The organism is Pseudooctadecabacter sp. (assembly GCF_965657175.1).
Classification (GTDB): domain Bacteria; phylum Pseudomonadota; class Alphaproteobacteria; order Rhodobacterales; family Rhodobacteraceae; genus Octadecabacter.
The window spans coordinates 17,274-35,071 of record NZ_CBFHNH010000007.1 but is presented as its reverse complement, the minus strand read 5'-3'; the positions used below and the strand labels follow the sequence as shown (position 1 = coordinate 35,071).

Genomic DNA, 17,798 nt, shown 5'->3' with positions numbered 1-17,798 from the left:
CCGAAAGGACAGCCATGCGCCTCGCATTTTGCTTTGCCACCCTGATCGCCTCCCCCGCCTTTGCGCAGTGCCCCACGGGCGCCGATCTGGCCAACGGCATCGTCTTCACGACAGACCTTGGCGATGTTGAGACCTTCACCCAGCGACCCAATGGCATCGTGCAAATCGACGCGCTGTCGTCGGAAGGTGCGGTCTACCGGACGTTGCTGGGCCAAGGTGTGCATGTGTTGCAATTGTCTGATTTGGAAGATGGCAATGTCTTGCCCGACAGCATCGTCAGCACCTCCTACCCCATGGCCGCAAGTGCTCTTCCCGTGCCGCAACCGGGTGACAATTGGACCGTAGACACCATGATCAACGCCTACGGGGATATCTACCCCGAAACCCAAACCCAGACGTGGGGTCAGCAGACGACCTACACGGTCGGTGATTGCACCTTTGACGCCGTGCCAGCCAAGTTTCGCTACGACAGTGATGGCTTCACCATCAACGAAGACATCATCTATTTCCCGACCCTCGGACTGTCGCTGCTCGTGGGCTATCAAGACACCGATATCCCGCGTGAGGTTTATACGTACGTCGATGTGGCCGCCGCCCAATGACCGCACTGGCATTGCTCGCGTCCGCAGGGATGATCGTCATCGCGGCGATCCATTTGCTTTGGGCCTTGGGATATTGGTGGCCGGTCAAGGATGAGGCCGCGTTGGCGCGGACGGTTGTGGGCACCAAAGGCATCACCAAAATGCCCGGGCCCGTGCCGTGCGCTTTGGTGGTCGTGGCCCTGCTGTTTGCCGCCGCCTGGCCGTGGTTTCCCGAGGGCACACTAAAGGGCTTTGGGCTTTTCGGGATTGCGCTGGTTTTTCAGATCCGCGCCGTGGCGGCCTATTCGCCCTTGATGAAACGGCTGGCCCCTGAACAGCCTTTTCGGCGGTTGGATGAAAGCCTCTACGCGCCGATCTGCATTGCCTTCGGGATCGTCTTTATGGTGCTGGCCGGGAACGCGATGGGCTGATCCAGTGCTCCAACATCTCGACCACGGGCGCGCGCGCCTGCAACCGTGCGGCCAACAGGAAAATCCCCGCGAATTTGCGCTGCAAGAACAGCGCATCCACCGGTAAGGGCGGCGGCACAAAACCGTCCTCGGCCAGCGCCATGCCCTTGGCCTGCATCTGCCGGTTCAAGGCAGGGTCCGCAAAATCAAAATGTGGCTGGGCGGTCAGCGCGCCAAACACAACCTCCATCATATCGGTGATCTGGTCCGCATGACGCGCGGCTACATCGGGGGACAAAAACCCGATCTCATGGGCGCAGGCCACCAGCCCCGCGCGGTCGCCATCCAGCCCCGCGCGCATGATCCGGCGGTATTGGTCGGCCACCTCGGCGGACAACACCCGCGTGGCGCCGAAATCCAGCAGCACAATCTGGCCGGTGTCGGGCTTATAGCGGTAGTTGGCAAAGTTGGGGTCGGTCTGCATCAGGCCAAAATCGAACAGTTCTGCCAGCATCAGATCAATCAGGTCGGCGGCAATGCGGCCGCGGGTGGGCTGGTCTTCGGCCACCGCATCCTCAATCGGACGGCTGTCGATAAAATCCATGGTCAGAATGTCGGGGCCGGACAGATCGCAATGAAACCCCGGCACAACGAACCGGCCATCACCCGCCAGAAGGTCGCCAAACCGCTGTAACGACCGCGCCTCGGCGGCATAATCGGTTTCAATATGCAGCTGTTGGCGGGCCTCTTCCAGATAGGGGGCCAGTTCAAACCCCTTGGGCAAAAGCCCCGTCAGTTTGATCAGCGCGCCGACATTGGCCACATCACTGTCGATGCTGCCCGCCACGCCCGGATACTGCACCTTGACGGCCACGTCGCGCCCATCGCGCGTCTGCGCACGGTGCACCTGCCCGATGGAGGCCGCCGCAATGGGCCGCACGTCAAACCGTTTGAACCGGCGCAGCCAGCCGTCCCCCCAAGCCGCCTCAAGCACGCGTTTGAGCTGTTTGGGCGGCATGATGTGCCCGTCATCGCGCAACCGTGCCATGATCTGTGACAGCTCAGGCGGTAAGACATCGCCGGTGTCCATAGACAAAAGCTGCCCCATCTTCATGGCCGCCCCGCGCATCTTGGCCAGCTCATCCGCCACGCGGGTGATGTTGCGCGGCGTCAAAAGCAGCCCACGCATGGAGGGGCGTTCGCCCCGCCCCAAAGACGCCAGACCACCCGCCGCCATATTGCCCGCGACGCCTGCGGTCAGCCCGCCCAGACGCGCCATGCGCGTCAGCCGCCCCGACGGGACGCGCAAACCGCGGCTGCCTTGGGGATCACTTTTCGGGGTATCGGGCATGGCGGACCTCTTGTCGGTGACCAACAGGATAGGGCTGCCATGCGAAAGGACCATGCGGCACACACGGAATTGCCGCATGGTCTAATTGATTTACGCGACCACCGTCAGGAACGGATCGAAGGTCAGCGATGTGTCGCCGTTGAATTTCAACGTCGCATTGTACTGATAGGATTGCCCGACGCTGCCACCCGGCGGCTGGAACTTGGACTCCCACACGCCGGCTGACAGCGGGCTTTGAACCGGCGTGATGGTTTTGTCGGTCACCGCCGTGCCTTCGAAACTTTCGATGGTCACGTTTTGACCTGGATCGATAGAGGCCACGGACCACACGACCGTGTCGCCGATGTGCAGATCGGTGATCAATTCGTCCTGCCCTTCACGGTCCGATCCAAGGTGTTTGTTGGTGTCGACAAGATAGATGTTCTGGCCCAGCTGGCCCGAAGCCAGTGCGGCTTCGACGTCGACCATCATGAGAATGTTGACCTGTGCCATGATACGGCTCCTTTCGGGTTGGTTACGCGACGATCAGATAGGGGTCGAACGTCATCTCCTTGCCTTCGAACGACAGGGTCATCGTGTATTGAAACGACGTCCCCGAGGCCGTGCCACCAGCCGGTTGAAACAGGCTGACAAAGCTTTGGGCGGACAGCGGGTTTGGTTGCGGCGCGATGACTTTATCGTCCACCGCCGTGCCTGCAAAACTGCTGATCGCCACGTTCGTGCCTGGATCAATGGGCGCCACAGACCACGCGATGGCGTCGCCAATGGCCAGAACCGTTTTCAATTCATCGGTGCCTTCGGCGCCGCTGCCTGCGTATTTGTTGGTGTCGACCATATAGGTGTTCGCCCCAAGGTCGCCCGTTGCCAACGCGCCTTCCACGTCAACGGCGACCAGAACATTCACTGTTCCCATGTTTCTTCTCCTCTTGGGTTAGGCCACGACCAGAAACGGATCGAAGCTCATCTGCGTCCCCTCAAGGGACAGGGTCATATCGTATTGGTAGGTGGTCCCGCTGCCCGCACTGCCGGGCGGCTGGAATTTCGACATCAGGCTGGCGGGCGACAAGGGATCGGCCACTGGTGCAATGATCGATGAACGCACTGCTTGGCCGGACAGCGACACCAACGTCACGTTGGTGCCGGGGTCTACGGGGGTCACCGTCCAGATAACCCTGTCACCGCCCACCAATGTGGTCATAAGTTCCTTGGTGCCTTCAAACCCCGATCCAAGGTATTTGCGCGTGTCCATCATGTAGACATGCGCCCCCAAATCGCCCGAGGTCTGCGCCCCTTCGACATCCACCACCACAAGGACGTAAACCGTGCTCATGTCTGTGCCCCCCCATCCGCGTCCGTCCAGTCGCCCGACAGGTATTTGCGTTGGGCGGGCGCGTTCAGAACAAAGCCCGCCGCCATCTCACCCACCGTGTTCCATTCGCGGATCGCATTGGGCAGATCGGCGATCCGCACCACCACGGGCAAGTCATGGGCGATCTGATGGGCGATGGTGGTTTGCAAATCGTTGAGGTCTTGGACGATCATGCCGAACCGCCCGCCCAACTGGTCAAAGGCAAAGCCCGCGTTGATCGTAAAGGACGACCAGACCGGATCGTCGCCCGTCTCAACCGAGGTTTGGCTCATGAGGTCGTCAAAGGATGTCAGGACCGGCGCCAGCGCCGCAGCTTTCGTTGAAAGGCCGGATGTATCGGCAACCATCCCCTTGACCGTGTCATCCAACCGCCCCTGCATGGACGTATCCCCGCCCTTCATCGCGTCGACGATCATACCAATCACGGTCAGATAGCTTTGCACATCGGTCTGCGCGAATGTGGCCAGCGATTGGCCAAAGGACACCACATCATCAAAGGTGGAGGCCTTCCACGTCTGACACACACCCACCACTTGGTCGTAAACCGGCAAGGCCTTCAGCTTGGCCTGCACCGACGGCGCGCGCGTGGGGTCCAGAATGATGGACACCCGTTTGTTCGCAATCGCCCAATCCTGCGCGGGGATCGTGTAGGGCTGCGCCGTATCACCGGGGCCTAGATTGATCGCTGTGCCGGTCATATCCACCCCTCACGCCACTTTGGGCTGAATGTAGAAATTCAATGCAAAGCTTTCGGCGTCATCGGCCACCTGCCCCCATTCGACGGCAGCGGTGGCAAGGCTGACGGCAGACAGACAAGGGTTGTTCTTGAGGGCTTGGGCGGTGGCTTTTTCCACATTGGCGATCACATCGCCCAGCTCTTGCACGATGGTGCCCCATGCGCCCTTGATCAGGTCCAGACTGCCCAGCGTCGACGTGATCTGACCGGCCATGGCGGTGTTGTACTTCGCCGTATACGTCAGTTCACTGATGTCAGCGCGCAGGGCGTTCATCTCAGCTGTGGTTTTCTGCATCTCGGCCACATCCGCGTTGATCCGCGCGATCTGTTCCTTGATGTCATGTTCATGGGCGATGATTTCGCCCACGGACACGGCAGTGCCCACGAAGGGGACCCAGCTGTAATATTTGGTGTCGTCGATGACCTTCTGATCATGCAGAATGTTGGACTGCGCGATGATCTTGTCGGCATAGGCGTCTTCATAGGCCAAGTGCATCTGGGTGATCTGGGCATTGTCCTTGGCGGCCTTGGCCAGTTCCGCCGCAGCGGCGGCTTTCAGATCGGCCACGTCTTGTTGTGACGCCGCGATAAAGTCGCTCACCGCGTTAAAAATGTCCTCGGACTTGGTCTGATAGGACACGGCGGTGCTGCGCAGATTGCCCAGCAATTCGGCAATGGCGGTCTTGTTGGGGGTGTCCGCATCCATCAGATCGGCAATGGCACCGAAGCTTTGCTTGGACATGGCCCCATAGGCCGACAGGTGATTGCCCAACAGCTGTGCCGCTGGCAGGACCGACCCATTGAACTGGATCGCCTGCGTTTTCAGCCGCGTATAGATCGCCAACACACTGGGGTCCGTCGTGCCCCCTGACCCGATATTGAGGTTCTGGGCGTCCGCCAGATAAAGCTGCACCATCTGCCACTGCCCAATCGACAGCAGCGCCGTGTCAGACGGCTGAAAGGTCGTGGGCGTGTAGCAGGCGTTGGATTGCATTGGTTTTTCAAGGGGATGCATGGGTGTGATCACTCCGCTACGACATAAACGTTAAGCATGAAGTTGTGGGCGTCATTGGCCACCGTGCCCCATTCATTGGAGGCAGTGGTCAAAGCGTCGTTTTGAAGTTGCGGCAAACTGGCCAGCTTGTCGGCGGGGGTCTTGGCGATCTCGTTGATCAAATCTTGGATGGCCGTCCTCAACGTCACAAAGGCCTTGCCGCAGGCGGCCATTTGGGCCTGCGCCGATTGCAGGGCCGCGACCCCGTCCTTGGGATCAAACGACAGCCCCACAAAGGACTGCCCCGACATCTTGGCTGCAGCCGTCCGGATGTCGTCCATCGCGGCATCCAGTTTGTCTGCATCCAGCGGGGTTGCTGTCAGCAGGGTTTTCAAGGACGCCGCGCCAGAGGCCACATTGTCATTGGCCGCACCCACAAGGGATGACACCTTAACAGCCTCCGCCCTAAGGGACGTGGCCGCACCCGACATGGCGCTGACCGCCGTGGTCAGCCCCGTCGACGTTCTGGTGACATCACCAAGCGGGCCCTTCACGTCTGCGGCAAGGCTTTCGACCAGTTGCGACAGGGGGCTTGTTTCCCCGTTCGCTATGACTTGGGCAATGGCGCTCAAAGTCGAAACCATTGTTTGACCCAAGTTATAGACCGAATTGGCCGCCGCCGACACGTCCATAACCGGTCCTGCATTCACAGCAGCACCTGCGGTTTGGAATTTCGTCAAGATCGCTTCGACCGCAGGATTGGGTGAGGTCGGCAGGTGCTGGGCCGTCTGGATGAACTGTTGAACGGTTTTCCAAGTCGCGGGGTCGAACGCGCCGCTGATCCCGGCTGAGGGGAAGGCATTAGATGAGGTCATGGGAACCACCAGAAAATATGGAGAGGGAGGCGGCCCGCCCGCAGCATCTGGGGCAGGCCGAAAGAGATGCAGGTTTAGGCCGCTTTGGTCATGGAGGCTTCGGGCTGAACATAGAAATTCAGCATGAAATCATGGGCATCATTGGCGACGGTCTGCCATTCATTGGTCGCGGTCGTCAGCGCGATGTTCTTCAGGCACGGGATTTGCGACGGATCGCTCGCCTTGTCGATATTGCCCATCACATCGCCCAATTCCTGACTGATCGTGCCCCACGCGCCCTCGATTTTCTGGATGTTGGGCAGGACTCCGGCGATCAAATCGACCTGTTTGTTGTTGAAGGTCTCCGCGTAGATTAGTTGGGCCATGTTCGCTTCATCCGTGGCGATCTTTGAATTGTCGGTCTGGATTTGGGTCACGGCGGCTTTGATTTTCTTCAGCTGCTCTTGGATGTCCTTTTCATGGGTGATGATTTCCACGAGCGCGATGATCGTGCCCACAAGCGGGATCCATGAATAATAGACCGTATCCTTAATGACTTTCTTGTCGCCCAGAATTTTCGTCTGCGCCTCCGTGATGATGGACTGCTGGGTCTGCACATCGATCTTGAGCGCTTCAATCTGCGACTTCAGGCCACCAGACTGATCGACGTATTTCTTCGTGATCGCGGTCAGATCGCCCTTGGCCGTCCCGATGGTGTTAGCAAAGACCTCGGTTTCGGTGAAAATCTTCTTCGCAGCCGCCTGATACCCGGCCGTTTCCGACTTCAGGTTGCTGAACAGCTTTTGCAACACCACCCGGTCTGCGGATCCCTGCTGGATCAACTGCGCCACGGCACCGAAAGTCGCAACCGACGTCTGACCGTAGTTGTAAAGCGCGTTCGCCATGGCGCTGGCATCTGGCAACGTGCCCGTCTGGAACGCGGCCGCGCTGGAATGAATGGTTTTGTAAACCGCAACACTGTCCGCATAGGGAAATTCACCCTTGGACGGGTCGTTGCCGACCTTCAAGGGCAACTGCATACAGTTGTTGAGGTAGAATTGAACCTGCTGCCACTGCGCCTTACTCAGCAGTGCCTGATTGTTCGGGGTGAAGCTGTCGGGGTTGTAACACATTGTACCCATTGTAAAAATTCCTTTGGTTAAAATATCAAAACAGGGTGGGTGGCCGCGAAATAACAGCGACCCGATGGACAGGGGGCGCATCAGCCCCCCAAGGGAGAAATCTTGAAATCGACGAGGGTGGTCTGGCCCGCCGTGATGGTCGCTGATTTGGTGTCTTTGGCCATAACATCCGTGGCCTGAATGTCGTGTTCGCCCGCTGGGACCCCAACGATCCGGTAAAACCCTTTGATGTTGGTCACCGCCACTAGGCTGGTGCCCAGCACGGCCACCATGGCCCCTGCAACACCGTCCTTTTCGCGCACATGTCCTTCGAGGGTGCCTGTCTCAGTCATCGAAATATCCTTTCACTCAATTCAACCGGGGACAGAGACGTACTGCGTCTCCATCGCGTCGTGGAACATCGTCCGCTGGAATGCCCAAAGGCTGTCGGGGTAGCTGAAATACTGCGCCCCCTTGGACGGCGTGGTGCCCTGCGGCCAAGCGTCCGCAATCGTGGTCAGCTGGTCCTTGACCATGGTCTGCAACGCCGCCCAGTAGCCCGACCCGCCAAAGGTCACGCTTTGGTCGGTGGTGTCCCAGATCACGGGGTTCAAAACCTTGGTGAACATGGGCAACGTCTTGTCGGGATCGGCCCCTGCAAAGGACCCGAAAGCCGCCTTTTGCTGGGCCAGTGCCGCGTCCCATTTGGACTGCTGCAAGGTGACTTGCTGCGCCAAAGACAGCACGATCTTTTTGGCGTCCTCAGACGTGACGCCCTGATCCAACGCTTTGACCGATGCGTTCAGCGTTGCGATGAAATTGAACGCCGCCGAATAATTGTCCATCACGTCCGTGGTCACCTTATCAAGGTATCGCTGGGCGTCGGCCTGAAGGGTCTTGTCCGACATGGCCCAAACTTCGGTCTGCGCCTCACCGAGGGAATAGCGCAACGTTGTGGGGACTACATTGGCCACCGGTGACACGGTCGGCACCGTCCCGCCCCAAAGCCGTTCGGGGATGTCTGACAAAGGCGGCATCTTGGGCAGCTTCACCTTCGCCGCATTGGCGGGGTCTTTCATGATCTCGTCATTGGCGGTCTGGATCTCTTGAATGACCTTCGTCATCTGCGCCTGAATTTGGGGCAGCTTGGCGATGATCGACGTTGAAAACTGTTTGGGATTGTCCAGCGCGTAGTTCACGGAATTCAGGATCTGATCGGCCTGCAGATAGATCGCCGTGAGCGTCTTGCGCACCGCATTGACAGCACCTGTGCTGATGTTGCCCGCAGGCTGCGGCGCCTGCGCCAGCAGGCTGTACGGCATCAGGATCGCAAACATCGGGGCGCCGCCATCGTTGACCCCAAGGGGGAAGCTGTTGGCCGATGTGATGATTTCATCCACGGTGTCATGCTTGGCTGAGGCGTTCCACTGGGCCGTGGCCCCCACCGCCTTGAACTCCGAGCTGAAATCAACGCCGCTGGTCTTCAACGCATGGCTGATTTCGGTGCTGAATTTGCCGCCCACCGACAGCCCGCCGGAATATTTCGCATCCAGCGACGCGGTGATCTTTTGCTTGGTCTCACGGCTGTTGGTCGACAGGTTCAGCAGCGCATAAAGCGTGCCGCCGGACACAACGCCGCCCACATAATAATCGCCGTATTTCTGGCGGAAGGTATTTCCGTCCAGCGCCAAGGCCGCATCGCTCAGCGCGTAGCTTGTGATCTGTTTTTCGCTGTTGCGCACAAACGAACTAACCAGGAAATACAGCGAATAATTGTTCACCTGCGTTTCTTTTTGAAAAGTCGACGACGCCGTGGCCGAAAACAAACCGTAAGACGCGCTGACGCTGGCAGACACAGACAGCGCATCGTTCAACTGGCTTGAACTTTCGATCCGGCGCACCGCTTGGGTGAAGGTCTGCGATGACGAACCGGACGTGGGCTGCAATGTCAGATCGGATTTCGCCGGATCATAGGGCGCACCTTTAGGTTGCAAAGATAGGCTATCAAAGCCCGCCCCTTCCTTCATGCCGGTCAACCACGGCAGAACAATCACGCCGTTCTTTTGAATATCACCAAAGGGTGTCTTGCTGGGATTATCTGCCATTGTGTCCTCCAGGGTTCATCTGTTGATGGACCGTAGGATGGACGTCGCATCAGTTATGTGCGCCCAGACACAAAGGGGAAGGAAATTGGAAACCTTACCCGAAATTCAAACTAAAACATTGCTATAGAACAATTTAATTCAGGATATTGAACTAAGGCATGCCGCTGGGCCGAATGTTGATGGGACAGCACAGAACACTCATTAACCTTTGAAAAGAAAATTAATTTCGACTGGGCCCGACATTAGACCTTTGTGTTCAGAACACGTCAGAAGACATCCGATCAGAGTGTGACGCGCCAATTCGAGAGCCAATTCGATTACACGCCAAGGTTGAGAGCGCGACTCACCCGATTTCGTAAACGTCGACCCGACCCTTGCCGCGCAATTCGATCTGGCCCTTGGGCCTGACCCCGTCCTGCGACGAAAGCTGCGCCCAGACCTGCTGGGTCATCAATGCGCCGTTCACAGGGGCCGCCGCGACCATGCGCGATGCGGTATTCACCGTGTCGCCCCAGATATCAAAGCTTAGCCGGTCGTGCCCCACCACGCCCGCCGACACCGGACCTGCGGCCAGCCCAACCCGCAAGGACCACGCGGGAATGCCCGATGGCAGCCCCCCCGCCTGTCCCGCCGCCACAAAGGACAAGATCGCCTGCGCCGCTGCGGTCATCCGGTCGGCGGCATCGTTTTCCCCGTTCAGGCCGGACACACACATGAACGCATCGCCAATGGTCTTCACCTTTTCGACACGATGTTCGGCCGCGATCCGGTCAAAGGCGGAGTAATAGTGATCAAGGATCGCGACCAATTCCGTCGGGTCCAACTGTTCGGTCTGGCGGGTGAATTCGACAAAGTCGGTGAACATCACAGTCGCATTGGCCGCCCGTTGCGGGGTCACCGACCCGATCTCTCGCAGTTCCCGCGATACGGTTTCGGGCATGATCGACAACAACAATTGTTCGGTTAGCGCCTGTTCTGCTGTCAACCGATCATACAGCTTTTCGATCTCTGTCTTGGCCTCTTCGACCTGTTCCAGAACGCGCGCCTGAAACGCCTGACGGGTGTCCATCAGGTGTTCCAGTTCCGATCGGCGCAGTTCCGATTTCGCAAGCCGCTTTTCGACCCGACGCAGGGCCTTTTGGGCCAACGCAATCAGCGCATAAGGGTCATCGGGGCCGTCGTCTTTCATACCGTTTCTTGTGTACCAAGCAGCACGGCCAGAAAGGCGTTGGTGTGGGTCACGGACCGGCCCTGCGGCTGATCGGGGCCGATTTCACCATAGGTGTAAAAGCCGGATGTGGGGATGTCTTCACCCACGATATCCGCAATGGATTCGTATTCTTCGGCTGTGCGCGTGCCCAGCGTGGCGCGCCGTCCGGCGCACGAAAAAAACAACGCCAGATCGGGTGTGCGGTTTGACGGAAAGCCTGCGTAGGCGCTTTGCACCGCCGTCCGCGCGGCATCGACGATTTCATCCCGCGTGGCTGTGGCCAGTTGCACCCGTGCCGCATTTTCAACCGGATTCACCAGTTGGATCGCGCCTGTCTCTTCGTCGAAGTTCAACGGTGAACTCAGCACAAACGACTGGCGCTTTTCCTCATAAACCGCGAGGGGATAGAAGATCGAAGGCTGTTGCAAGTAATCCGCATAGAGATCTGCCGCAGGGCGGTCGTCAATCTCATAGACGGTGGCGCCCTCGGCCTTGGTGATCGTGTGGCGGTTGCCCAAAGGTTCATACCCCGTGGCCACGCCGCAGGAATAAATCACCGGCCCATGCATCATCAGCACCACCATCGCATCATTGACGATGGTCTGGTTCATGAACTGTTTGGTGCCTTGGAACCGCAGCTGATCGCCAGCCGCACCGCCCACGATGGGGAAATCTTCGCCCAATTGGTCGCGCAATCCGTTCAGCAGATGGTGAATGTTGGTGCCCAGACCTTCGGGCAAGGCGATGCACAACGCCGGTGCCTTGTCGGACGCGGCCTTGGCCATGTTCACCGCATCGGCGGTGGCCTGTGCGGGCGTGCCGGTGGCCCCTGCCCCCATCCCGACGGTAAAGTCGACCGCGTCGGACGCGAACAATGTGATGACGACACTGTCCTCAAGAAAGCCCTCAGGCCCCGCGACTTCGCCGTCCGTCGTGCAGCCAGCGACCGGCACACCGGGCAAAGCCTCGGCCAATTCGCGGGTCAGAACCTCAAGATCCATATCGATGCCCGCAAACACCATCGCGGCCTTGGCAGGCTGGCCGCCCAACTGGTCTTGCGCCAATTTCAATGCGTCTTGCGTGGCTTCCGCCGTGTCAGAATCCTCGCTCCAACCTGTTCCGATTTTGAGCATGCTTTCCCCCTAAAGCTTGCGGCGCTGAAACTCAGGCCGCCAGCCGGGGAAAATATCACCGGTACGGCGGAGGCGGTGTAATTCCGCTGTCCTTCATCACCTTCAACGCCACATCAATTGCAGTTGTTTTAAGACTCGTTACCACTTGAGGCAAATAGTTGCCCGTTTCTGTGGCAGAGACCCATGGATCTTGCGTGGTTGAGATCAAAAACTGAATAGGTGTGTCTTTTGTGACTGTCACACCAGCCAGCGATCCAAACTCATCCACGAACTGTTGACCGTAGTCAGAGGGCGCAAAACTGGACGCGGTGACAAACATCGGCTGCTTGGGCACTTCGCCGCCGTTGTATTCGCTGATCGACAGGGTTTCATAGACCGTGTTTGTCAGCTGGTTCATCAATGCCAGATCAGTGTTCCAGCCATCTTTTGTCTTAAAATTCAATGCGTAAGTGACGATATTCTGGTCCGATCCCATTTCGGAGAAAATGCGGCGCACGTCCGCATCGGTTTTCATCAATTCAATCAATTCGCGGTTCTCAAGCGGGACAATCTTTTCGCGGATGAATTGGATTTGCTCTGCGATTTCAGCGGCGGATTTGCCATCTTTTTGGGCCGGCAGGCGCTGAAATGGTACCGCTTTGACGATTTCATCGACGCCTTCCATGGCGACCAATTCCGCATAAAGCCGTTTTGAATTGAAAATACATTTGCCCAGAAGTTTGCCGTAACCGGACTGATCGGGGCGAATGATGGAATGGGACAGGTAAACGCCAGCCGCCGCCGCGCCCGGTTTGGACCCTTCGATGCCGTAGACGCCGACCGTGGGGGCGACCCCGCCGTGGAAGACCACAGGTGCGGTAAAGGCCACCAGATCGCGCATGCTGCCGTTGCGATAACACAGCGCCCCTGCGGGATAGGGAATAAAGCCCGCTTTGTGCGGATCGACGGTTTGGGTGTCCGCACGGGGGAAGGCTTCGTACTGGCGGCGGACGTAATCGCTCATGACCATGGGGGGCGTGGGTTCATGGGCTTCGCCGTCGGGGTTGTAATCGGGGGCTTCACGCAGCATCGACGCGAAATAGCCGCCCCATGCGCCATCCACATGCACCGTGAATTCGAGGCCCTTGGCGCGGTATTCATCGCGCAGGTCCAGAATATCGGCCAGCGGGTCCACAGCACTTTCTTCGGTCGATCCGATGACGGCCACGACCTCAAGAATGGGGCGTTTGTTGCGCAGGCAGTCTTCCAACGTCTCGCGCAGCAGATCGACACGCATCCGGCCATCACGGTCCACATGCACGTCGTGCATGAAATTGGCCCCCAACCCAATGAGAGCCATACCCTTGGGCCAAGAATAATGCCGCGTAGACGGCGCACAGATGATGGGGAAGTTGGGCACTTCACTGCCTACAAACCGGTGATGGAAATCCGCAAGCCCAAGGTTTTGCACCGAATAGGCATCAAGGGCGGCCTTCACCGTCTCCGCCGACACGCCACACTGATCTTGCAGGTTCAGGCCCATGGCGATGACGTCGTCAATGGGCAGGTTCATCTGTGTCCAGACATCCAGATCGACCAGCTTGGCCTTGGACCCGTCCAGCTTCGTCACCTCAAAATCCTGCGCGTCTTTCAGCGCGTCCATCTCACGGATCGCGACGGCCATGGTGACAGGCAGATATTTCAGGTTCCGCGCGGCCCAAATGGATTCGCCATTGGCCACGGACCCGTCACAGGTGATATGCGCCCAAGGCACGATGCCCGCATCCGGTGCTGTGGGATCGTCGGGCACGGTATAGCCCAGCATCCGCGCCAGATCATTGCCGACCTCAATCTCAAGCAAGGTCGTGACGGGCGACGCCTCAGCAGCGACGTTATTTTGGTTGTACAGCATCGCCGCGAAATAGCCGATGGCACCGGGCATGGTGATGTCCCAATACATATGCGACTGGTTGCGATAGCTCGACAAAGGAATGGACCCGTGCATGGCGTGCAACAATTCGTCCAGATTTTCGTCCAACCCCTGCACCGTGGTCTTGAACGGCTCGGATGCTTTGATGTCGTCAGTCACATATTTCGGGTCGCCAAACTGCTGGCCATATTCCCGCCGCGCATCGCAATGCGCACCCACGGCTTTGCCGACAGAGCGCGCCAGAATATCCTCGTTCTCCGCCAAGGGCCCCAGAAACCACCCCGCAAGGGACGACGTGCCGGGTTTGTCTTTCAAACTCATATGGCCTTGCGCTTTTTGGGCGGCATGGAACGCCATCAATTTTGCGGAAATATCTTTCTTAGACATCAGTATTCCTTCGAGAAATCATTCAATTAATTGCCCCACGGAGGCGCGCAGTTCTTGCTGACGCAGGGTAAACCTTATATGCAAATTGGCAGTTTGCACGGACGAATTTTACCGTCTGTGTGCCACGACACAGACGTCCCCCACCCGTTGTGCGGGTTACCGTCCGAACCGCCCCCGCGCGCTGAGGAACACCACCATGTCAACGCATGCCCCCGATCTGAATGGATTGCTGTCCAAGAATGCTTTGTTTCGCGGGGCAACGGACGCGGATGTGACGGACGTGGCGCAGATGGTGCAAATCCAGCGGTTCCCCCCCGGTCAGGTAATTTTCCACTTCGGGGACACGGATGATGACGTTTATTTTCTGCTGTCGGGATCGGTCATCGGCCAGTTGGTCGCCGAAAGCGGACGGGAAATCGTCTTTACCGAAATGCGCATGGCCACGTTCTTTGGGGAAATGGCAGCCCTTGATGGGCAGGCACGGTCCGTGACGGTGTCGGCCAAGGAAGATGTGGTCGTGGCCCGCCTGAAAGGCGCGCAGTTCAACGCGCTGATGACAAGCCAACCGCGTTTGGCCGTCAATCTGGCCATTGAACTGGCCCAACGGGTGCGCGCCATGAACGAACGGATGTTCGGCCTTGTGGTCCATGACGTGGGCACGCGCGTCCGCCTGCATCTGATGCGATTGGCGCAAGAGCAGGGCAAGCTGGTCGACGGTGCCACCTTGGACGCGGTCCCCACCCACGAAGAAATCGCCACCTTCATCGGTGCCAACCGTGAGGCCGTGAGCCGCGCCATCACCCGCCTCAACAAAGCGGGCCTGATTGAGGCCAGCCGCAAAAGCATTCTGATCAAAAACTGTGACGGTCTGTTGGACGGCTTGGAAATGGCGGACAGCTGAACGCGCACCTTCTGAATACATAAGGGCCCCACCATCGCTGGCAGGGCCCCTGATGGGTCAGGTCAAACCGTCCCTCAATCCATGTAGATCGGCGCGACAGGCGTCACCGGCAACCCTGCCCCATAGGCCTGATTGATCGATGGCGGCACGTAAGGGAAATGCTGCAAGTTCAGATCCTGATCGGACATGCGGGGCAAGAAGGACGTGGGATCGGCGAAGAAAAACGGGTTCACATCCTTGATCGTCCAGTAAATCGCATCCTCCGCAAAGCTGCGCCCGTTGGGATAGCCCGCAGGCGCGCTGGGGTCCCACCGCAGCATATCGGGCGTATAAAACGCCACCTTGTCCGCGATATCATCCTGCGACACCTCAAGCCGTTCAAAGCTAAACGTGAACTGGTCACCGAAGTTTGCCGGATCATCCACCGGACGGCTGGCGTTATAGGCATTGTTGTAATCGCCCACGGTCGCATAGTCGGGGTTCACCGGCAGGTAATATTCCGCGTTGTAGCCCAACGGCGGGTCCACAAAGAAAATCCCCTGAATGCCCGCACGGCCCATCCGGTCCACCGCATCGCCGTTTTCCTTGGACACCACTGTCCAGAAATTCAACGTCTGACCCACGAGCGACGGCACCTCAAGCACGATCAAGGTCATGTCGCTTTCGCCAAAGGCCCCGATCGATGTGGGCAGCGCAGGCAGGCCATCGCCCCCCGACAACGCCTGTTTGATCGCCAAAGCCGCTGGGGCCACGACCGTGCTGAAATCAAAAAAGAACGGATCGCGACGGGGGCCGACAAACAGCAACTCACCGGATTTTCCGTTCACGACCTCAAGCGCCGTATTCAGCGCGGTTGTGTGCCCAAACCCCTGATCCACGCCGCGCCATTCGTTCGAAATCGCATCGGCCCCGCTGGCCAGCCGCATCTCAAGCGTTTGGCGCTGGCCGCCACCGTCAATGTCACGCACACGGATTTTATAGGCCAGATCGGCGATGGCATCATCGTTGGTATCGATCTTGAATTGATAGATCAGGTCCGGATCAAGACGAATGTCGCCTGATCCCAGTGTCCCCGGCGCACCGCTGCCCGACAACGGGTTCAGGGTCATCGCCATCACCAAACCGCCCTCTTGCTCGCCTTTGAACAAGAACACATCGCCAATGTCGGACATTGGATTGGCCTGCGTCAGCGGCGCATCGCGGTGATCAGACGCATGAACCGCGCCAACTGTTGATAAACTAAACGCCACCACGTGGCACATCACTCGAAACATATTGGACCTCATCTTTTAGGTTAATTTCTTCCAGCGGCCGGAAAAACAAACGCCGCTTCACGCCACCATAGGTGCAAGACACCGCTGAACCTATGGCTCTTTTCGGGCACTTCGCGTCTCACCGTCTCCGGTCATTTCGATTTAGGATTAAGAAAATTTTAATTCTGTGCGCGCGGACACAGAACGGCCAGTGGCCTTCGTGTCAAAACCTTCTCATCGGTCCTACTGTTTAGAGTACGTACCGGGGCCGAACCACGTCCGTCATGCCTCAAACAGCAGCGGATGTCTTTATTTGAGAATACCTTTTTAGAACGATCCCTTTTCCGGCCCCGGCGATTTTGATGTGAGTGTGAGTGCACATCAAGGTCGCCGGGGTTCACTTTTTTCGGCCCCTTGCGCGCAAAACGTCTGGCCCAATCGGCCTTGGCAGGTAAGGTGACGATCATTCTCAATGATCGTGGCGAGCGATATGATAAAAAACCAAATCACCTTCAAACAACTCGAAGCCTTCGCCTTCGTTGTCGACACCGGCACCTTTCGCGCCGCAGCAGCTGCCCTTGGCACCACCCAACCCAACATCTCCGCCCGTATCGCATCGCTTGAGGCGGCGTTGAACGTGACCCTGCTGATCCGCGACAGCGGCGCTGTGCGCTTGACGGCCGATGGGGACAAACTGCTGCCCAAAGCCCGCGATGTGCTTTGGGCGGGGGAGGCCCTGATAGAAGAGGCCGACCGTCGCGAATTGATCACAGAAACCCTGCGGCTGGGGGTGACAGAACTGGTCGCCTGCACGTGGCTGCAAAGCTTCGTGCGCCGCGTCCGCCACGTCTATCCCAAGCTGCGCATCCAGCTTGAAGTCGACCTGTCGACCGCCATTGACGCGCGCCTGATGGAAGGCAAGCTGGACCTCGCCCTACAGACCGAGCCTTTTAAATCCAAGGCTTTCGCGCGTGAGACGCTGGGGCGCGAACCCTATTGCTGGGTCGCGAATTCGGACCTGCGCGACCAGCTTCCAGCGGCCCCCAGCCTGCGCGATGTTTTTGATCTGACGGTGCTGACACACGCCAAACACACCCAAGCCTGCGCCGCGCTCCATCAGATCGCCAAGGACCGCGGCCTGCGGCGCGAACGCATCGTGCATTCCAGCGCCCTGTCGGCCTGCGTGCCCATGGTGCTTGAGGGGATGGGCGTGGCCATGTTGCCCGAACGCCTTGTCGCGGATGACATCACGGCGGGCAATCTGCACAAAATCACATTGGACTGGACGCCCAACCCCCTGATGTTCTTTGCCCGTCACGCCCCCGACCGATCTGCACGCTTTGTCGCAGAAACCGTCAAAATCGCAAAGGCCGCGATGCTCACTCCCTGACCTTTTGATCACTTTACTTGATCAGGGATACTAATTTAATCAATTTGATCTTTTCTTTCATTTGGGGCCTTCTGCCCCCACCCCCTTGTAGGAG

The 17,798-nt window shown here is 58.4% G+C and carries 18 protein-coding genes; 4 read left to right on the top strand and 14 right to left on the bottom strand.

The window, feature by feature from the left end; all coding sequences use genetic code 11:
* Positions 1 to 14 precede the first annotated feature (14 nt).
* On the top strand, positions 15 to 602 hold the full coding sequence (locus ACTG36_RS07885) for a hypothetical protein (protein WP_375280806.1): 588 nt from the start codon (positions 15 to 17) through the stop codon (positions 600 to 602).
* Positions 599 to 1,012, top strand: coding sequence for a DUF3995 domain-containing protein (locus ACTG36_RS07880; RefSeq protein WP_375280807.1), 414 nt, complete (start codon positions 599 to 601; stop codon positions 1,010 to 1,012). The genes ACTG36_RS07885 and ACTG36_RS07880 overlap by 4 nt, the downstream gene beginning before the upstream one ends.
* Here ACTG36_RS07880 and ACTG36_RS07875 read toward each other — a convergent pair.
* The 13 genes from ACTG36_RS07875 to ACTG36_RS07815 all read right to left on the bottom strand — a co-directional run bounded on the left by ACTG36_RS07875 (position 981) and on the right by ACTG36_RS07815 (position 14,160).
* Positions 981 to 2,342, bottom strand: a complete 1,362-nt coding sequence (locus ACTG36_RS07875) for an ABC1 kinase family protein (protein WP_375280808.1) — start codon at positions 2,340 to 2,342, stop codon at positions 981 to 983. The two genes, ACTG36_RS07880 and ACTG36_RS07875, sit on opposite strands and share 32 nt — an antisense overlap.
* 90 nt (positions 2,343 to 2,432) lie before the next feature.
* Positions 2,433 to 2,834: a hypothetical protein gene (locus ACTG36_RS07870; protein WP_375280809.1), complete on the bottom strand. Its 402-nt coding sequence runs from the start codon at positions 2,832 to 2,834 to the stop codon at positions 2,433 to 2,435.
* A gap of 22 nt (positions 2,835 to 2,856) precedes the next feature.
* Positions 2,857 to 3,255 (bottom strand): alpha-pore-forming tripartite toxin MakABE regulator, encoded by a 399-nt coding sequence (gene makC, locus ACTG36_RS07865; RefSeq protein WP_375280810.1) that lies wholly within the window; start codon positions 3,253 to 3,255, stop codon positions 2,857 to 2,859.
* Between the two features lie 18 nt (positions 3,256 to 3,273).
* Complete coding sequence (locus ACTG36_RS07860) at positions 3,274 to 3,672, bottom strand: hypothetical protein (RefSeq protein WP_375280811.1); 399 nt, start codon at positions 3,670 to 3,672, stop codon at positions 3,274 to 3,276.
* Complete coding sequence (locus tag ACTG36_RS07855) at positions 3,669 to 4,409, bottom strand: hypothetical protein (RefSeq protein ID WP_375280812.1); 741 nt, start codon at positions 4,407 to 4,409, stop codon at positions 3,669 to 3,671. Before ACTG36_RS07855 ends, ACTG36_RS07860 begins: the two co-directional genes overlap by 4 nt.
* A gap of 9 nt (positions 4,410 to 4,418) precedes the next feature.
* The gene (locus tag ACTG36_RS07850) at positions 4,419 to 5,462 is read right to left on the bottom strand and encodes a hypothetical protein (RefSeq protein ID WP_375280813.1); all 1,044 of its coding nucleotides are present in this window, start codon (positions 5,460 to 5,462) and stop codon (positions 4,419 to 4,421) included.
* A gap of 8 nt (positions 5,463 to 5,470) precedes the next feature.
* Positions 5,471 to 6,316, bottom strand: coding sequence for a hypothetical protein (locus ACTG36_RS07845; RefSeq protein WP_375280814.1), 846 nt, complete (start codon positions 6,314 to 6,316; stop codon positions 5,471 to 5,473).
* A gap of 74 nt (positions 6,317 to 6,390) precedes the next feature.
* Positions 6,391 to 7,437 (bottom strand): hypothetical protein, encoded by a 1,047-nt coding sequence (locus ACTG36_RS07840; protein WP_375280815.1) that lies wholly within the window; start codon positions 7,435 to 7,437, stop codon positions 6,391 to 6,393.
* Between the two features lie 80 nt (positions 7,438 to 7,517).
* Positions 7,518 to 7,769: a carboxypeptidase regulatory-like domain-containing protein gene (locus tag ACTG36_RS07835; protein WP_375280816.1), complete on the bottom strand. Its 252-nt coding sequence runs from the start codon at positions 7,767 to 7,769 to the stop codon at positions 7,518 to 7,520.
* A 21-nt stretch (positions 7,770 to 7,790) separates the two neighbouring features.
* Entirely contained in the window at positions 7,791 to 9,521 is a 1,731-nt protein-coding gene (locus tag ACTG36_RS07830; RefSeq protein ID WP_375280817.1) for a hypothetical protein, read from the bottom strand.
* Positions 9,522 to 9,864: 343 nt separating this feature from the next.
* Complete coding sequence (locus tag ACTG36_RS07825) at positions 9,865 to 10,710, bottom strand: adenylate/guanylate cyclase domain-containing protein (RefSeq protein ID WP_375280818.1); 846 nt, start codon at positions 10,708 to 10,710, stop codon at positions 9,865 to 9,867.
* Positions 10,707 to 11,864: an FIST signal transduction protein gene (locus ACTG36_RS07820; RefSeq protein WP_375280819.1), complete on the bottom strand. Its 1,158-nt coding sequence runs from the start codon at positions 11,862 to 11,864 to the stop codon at positions 10,707 to 10,709. The genes ACTG36_RS07825 and ACTG36_RS07820 overlap by 4 nt, the downstream gene beginning before the upstream one ends.
* A 55-nt stretch (positions 11,865 to 11,919) precedes the next feature.
* A complete protein-coding gene (locus ACTG36_RS07815) occupies positions 11,920 to 14,160 on the bottom strand; it encodes a pyridoxal phosphate-dependent decarboxylase family protein (protein WP_375280820.1) in 2,241 nt (746 codons plus the stop codon).
* 196 nt (positions 14,161 to 14,356) lie between these two features.
* On the opposite strand from ACTG36_RS07815, the gene ACTG36_RS07810 reads away from it, so the two are divergent.
* Positions 14,357 to 15,061, top strand: a complete 705-nt coding sequence (locus tag ACTG36_RS07810) for a Crp/Fnr family transcriptional regulator (protein WP_375280821.1) — start codon at positions 14,357 to 14,359, stop codon at positions 15,059 to 15,061.
* 74 nt (positions 15,062 to 15,135) lie between these two features.
* On the opposite strand, the gene ACTG36_RS07805 is transcribed toward ACTG36_RS07810, so the two are convergent.
* Positions 15,136 to 16,335: a DUF4331 family protein gene (locus ACTG36_RS07805; protein ID WP_375280822.1), complete on the bottom strand. Its 1,200-nt coding sequence runs from the start codon at positions 16,333 to 16,335 to the stop codon at positions 15,136 to 15,138.
* A 469-nt stretch (positions 16,336 to 16,804) separates the two neighbouring features.
* Between ACTG36_RS07805 and ACTG36_RS07800 the strand changes: the two genes are divergently transcribed.
* Positions 16,805 to 17,704 carry a LysR family transcriptional regulator gene (locus tag ACTG36_RS07800; protein ID WP_375280823.1) on the top strand — a complete coding sequence of 300 codons (900 nt, stop codon included), beginning with the start codon at positions 16,805 to 16,807 and terminating at the stop codon, positions 17,702 to 17,704.
* Positions 17,705 to 17,798 lie beyond the last annotated feature (94 nt).

Bases quoted from the DNA above. Each gene is read 5' to 3' on its own strand.
- ACTG36_RS07840 (WP_375280815.1), bottom strand. From the start codon at position 7,437: ATGGGTACAATGTGTTACAACCCCGACAGCTTCACCCCGAACAATCAG.
- ACTG36_RS07850 (WP_375280813.1), bottom strand. From the start codon at position 5,462: ATGCATCCCCTTGAAAAACCAATGCAATCCAACGCCTGCTACACGCCC.
- ACTG36_RS07885 (WP_375280806.1), top strand. From the start codon at position 15: ATGCGCCTCGCATTTTGCTTTGCCACCCTGATCGCCTCCCCCGCCTTT.
- ACTG36_RS07870 (WP_375280809.1), bottom strand. From the start codon at position 2,834: ATGGCACAGGTCAACATTCTCATGATGGTCGACGTCGAAGCCGCACTG.
- ACTG36_RS07835 (WP_375280816.1), bottom strand. From the start codon at position 7,769: ATGACTGAGACAGGCACCCTCGAAGGACATGTGCGCGAAAAGGACGGT.
- ACTG36_RS07880 (WP_375280807.1), top strand. From the start codon at position 599: ATGACCGCACTGGCATTGCTCGCGTCCGCAGGGATGATCGTCATCGCG.
- ACTG36_RS07810 (WP_375280821.1), top strand. From the start codon at position 14,357: ATGTCAACGCATGCCCCCGATCTGAATGGATTGCTGTCCAAGAATGCT.
- ACTG36_RS07800 (WP_375280823.1), top strand. From the start codon at position 16,805: ATGATAAAAAACCAAATCACCTTCAAACAACTCGAAGCCTTCGCCTTC.
- ACTG36_RS07825 (WP_375280818.1), bottom strand. From the start codon at position 10,710: ATGAAAGACGACGGCCCCGATGACCCTTATGCGCTGATTGCGTTGGCC.
- ACTG36_RS07815 (WP_375280820.1), bottom strand. From the start codon at position 14,160: ATGTCTAAGAAAGATATTTCCGCAAAATTGATGGCGTTCCATGCCGCC.
- ACTG36_RS07820 (WP_375280819.1), bottom strand. From the start codon at position 11,864: ATGCTCAAAATCGGAACAGGTTGGAGCGAGGATTCTGACACGGCGGAA.
- ACTG36_RS07845 (WP_375280814.1), bottom strand. From the start codon at position 6,316: ATGACCTCATCTAATGCCTTCCCCTCAGCCGGGATCAGCGGCGCGTTC.
- ACTG36_RS07830 (WP_375280817.1), bottom strand. From the start codon at position 9,521: ATGGCAGATAATCCCAGCAAGACACCCTTTGGTGATATTCAAAAGAAC.
- makC (WP_375280810.1), bottom strand. From the start codon at position 3,255: ATGGGAACAGTGAATGTTCTGGTCGCCGTTGACGTGGAAGGCGCGTTG.
- ACTG36_RS07805 (WP_375280822.1), bottom strand. From the start codon at position 16,335: ATGTTTCGAGTGATGTGCCACGTGGTGGCGTTTAGTTTATCAACAGTT.
- ACTG36_RS07855 (WP_375280812.1), bottom strand. From the start codon at position 4,409: ATGACCGGCACAGCGATCAATCTAGGCCCCGGTGATACGGCGCAGCCC.
- ACTG36_RS07875 (WP_375280808.1), bottom strand. From the start codon at position 2,342: ATGCCCGATACCCCGAAAAGTGATCCCCAAGGCAGCCGCGGTTTGCGC.
- ACTG36_RS07860 (WP_375280811.1), bottom strand. From the start codon at position 3,672: ATGAGCACGGTTTACGTCCTTGTGGTGGTGGATGTCGAAGGGGCGCAG.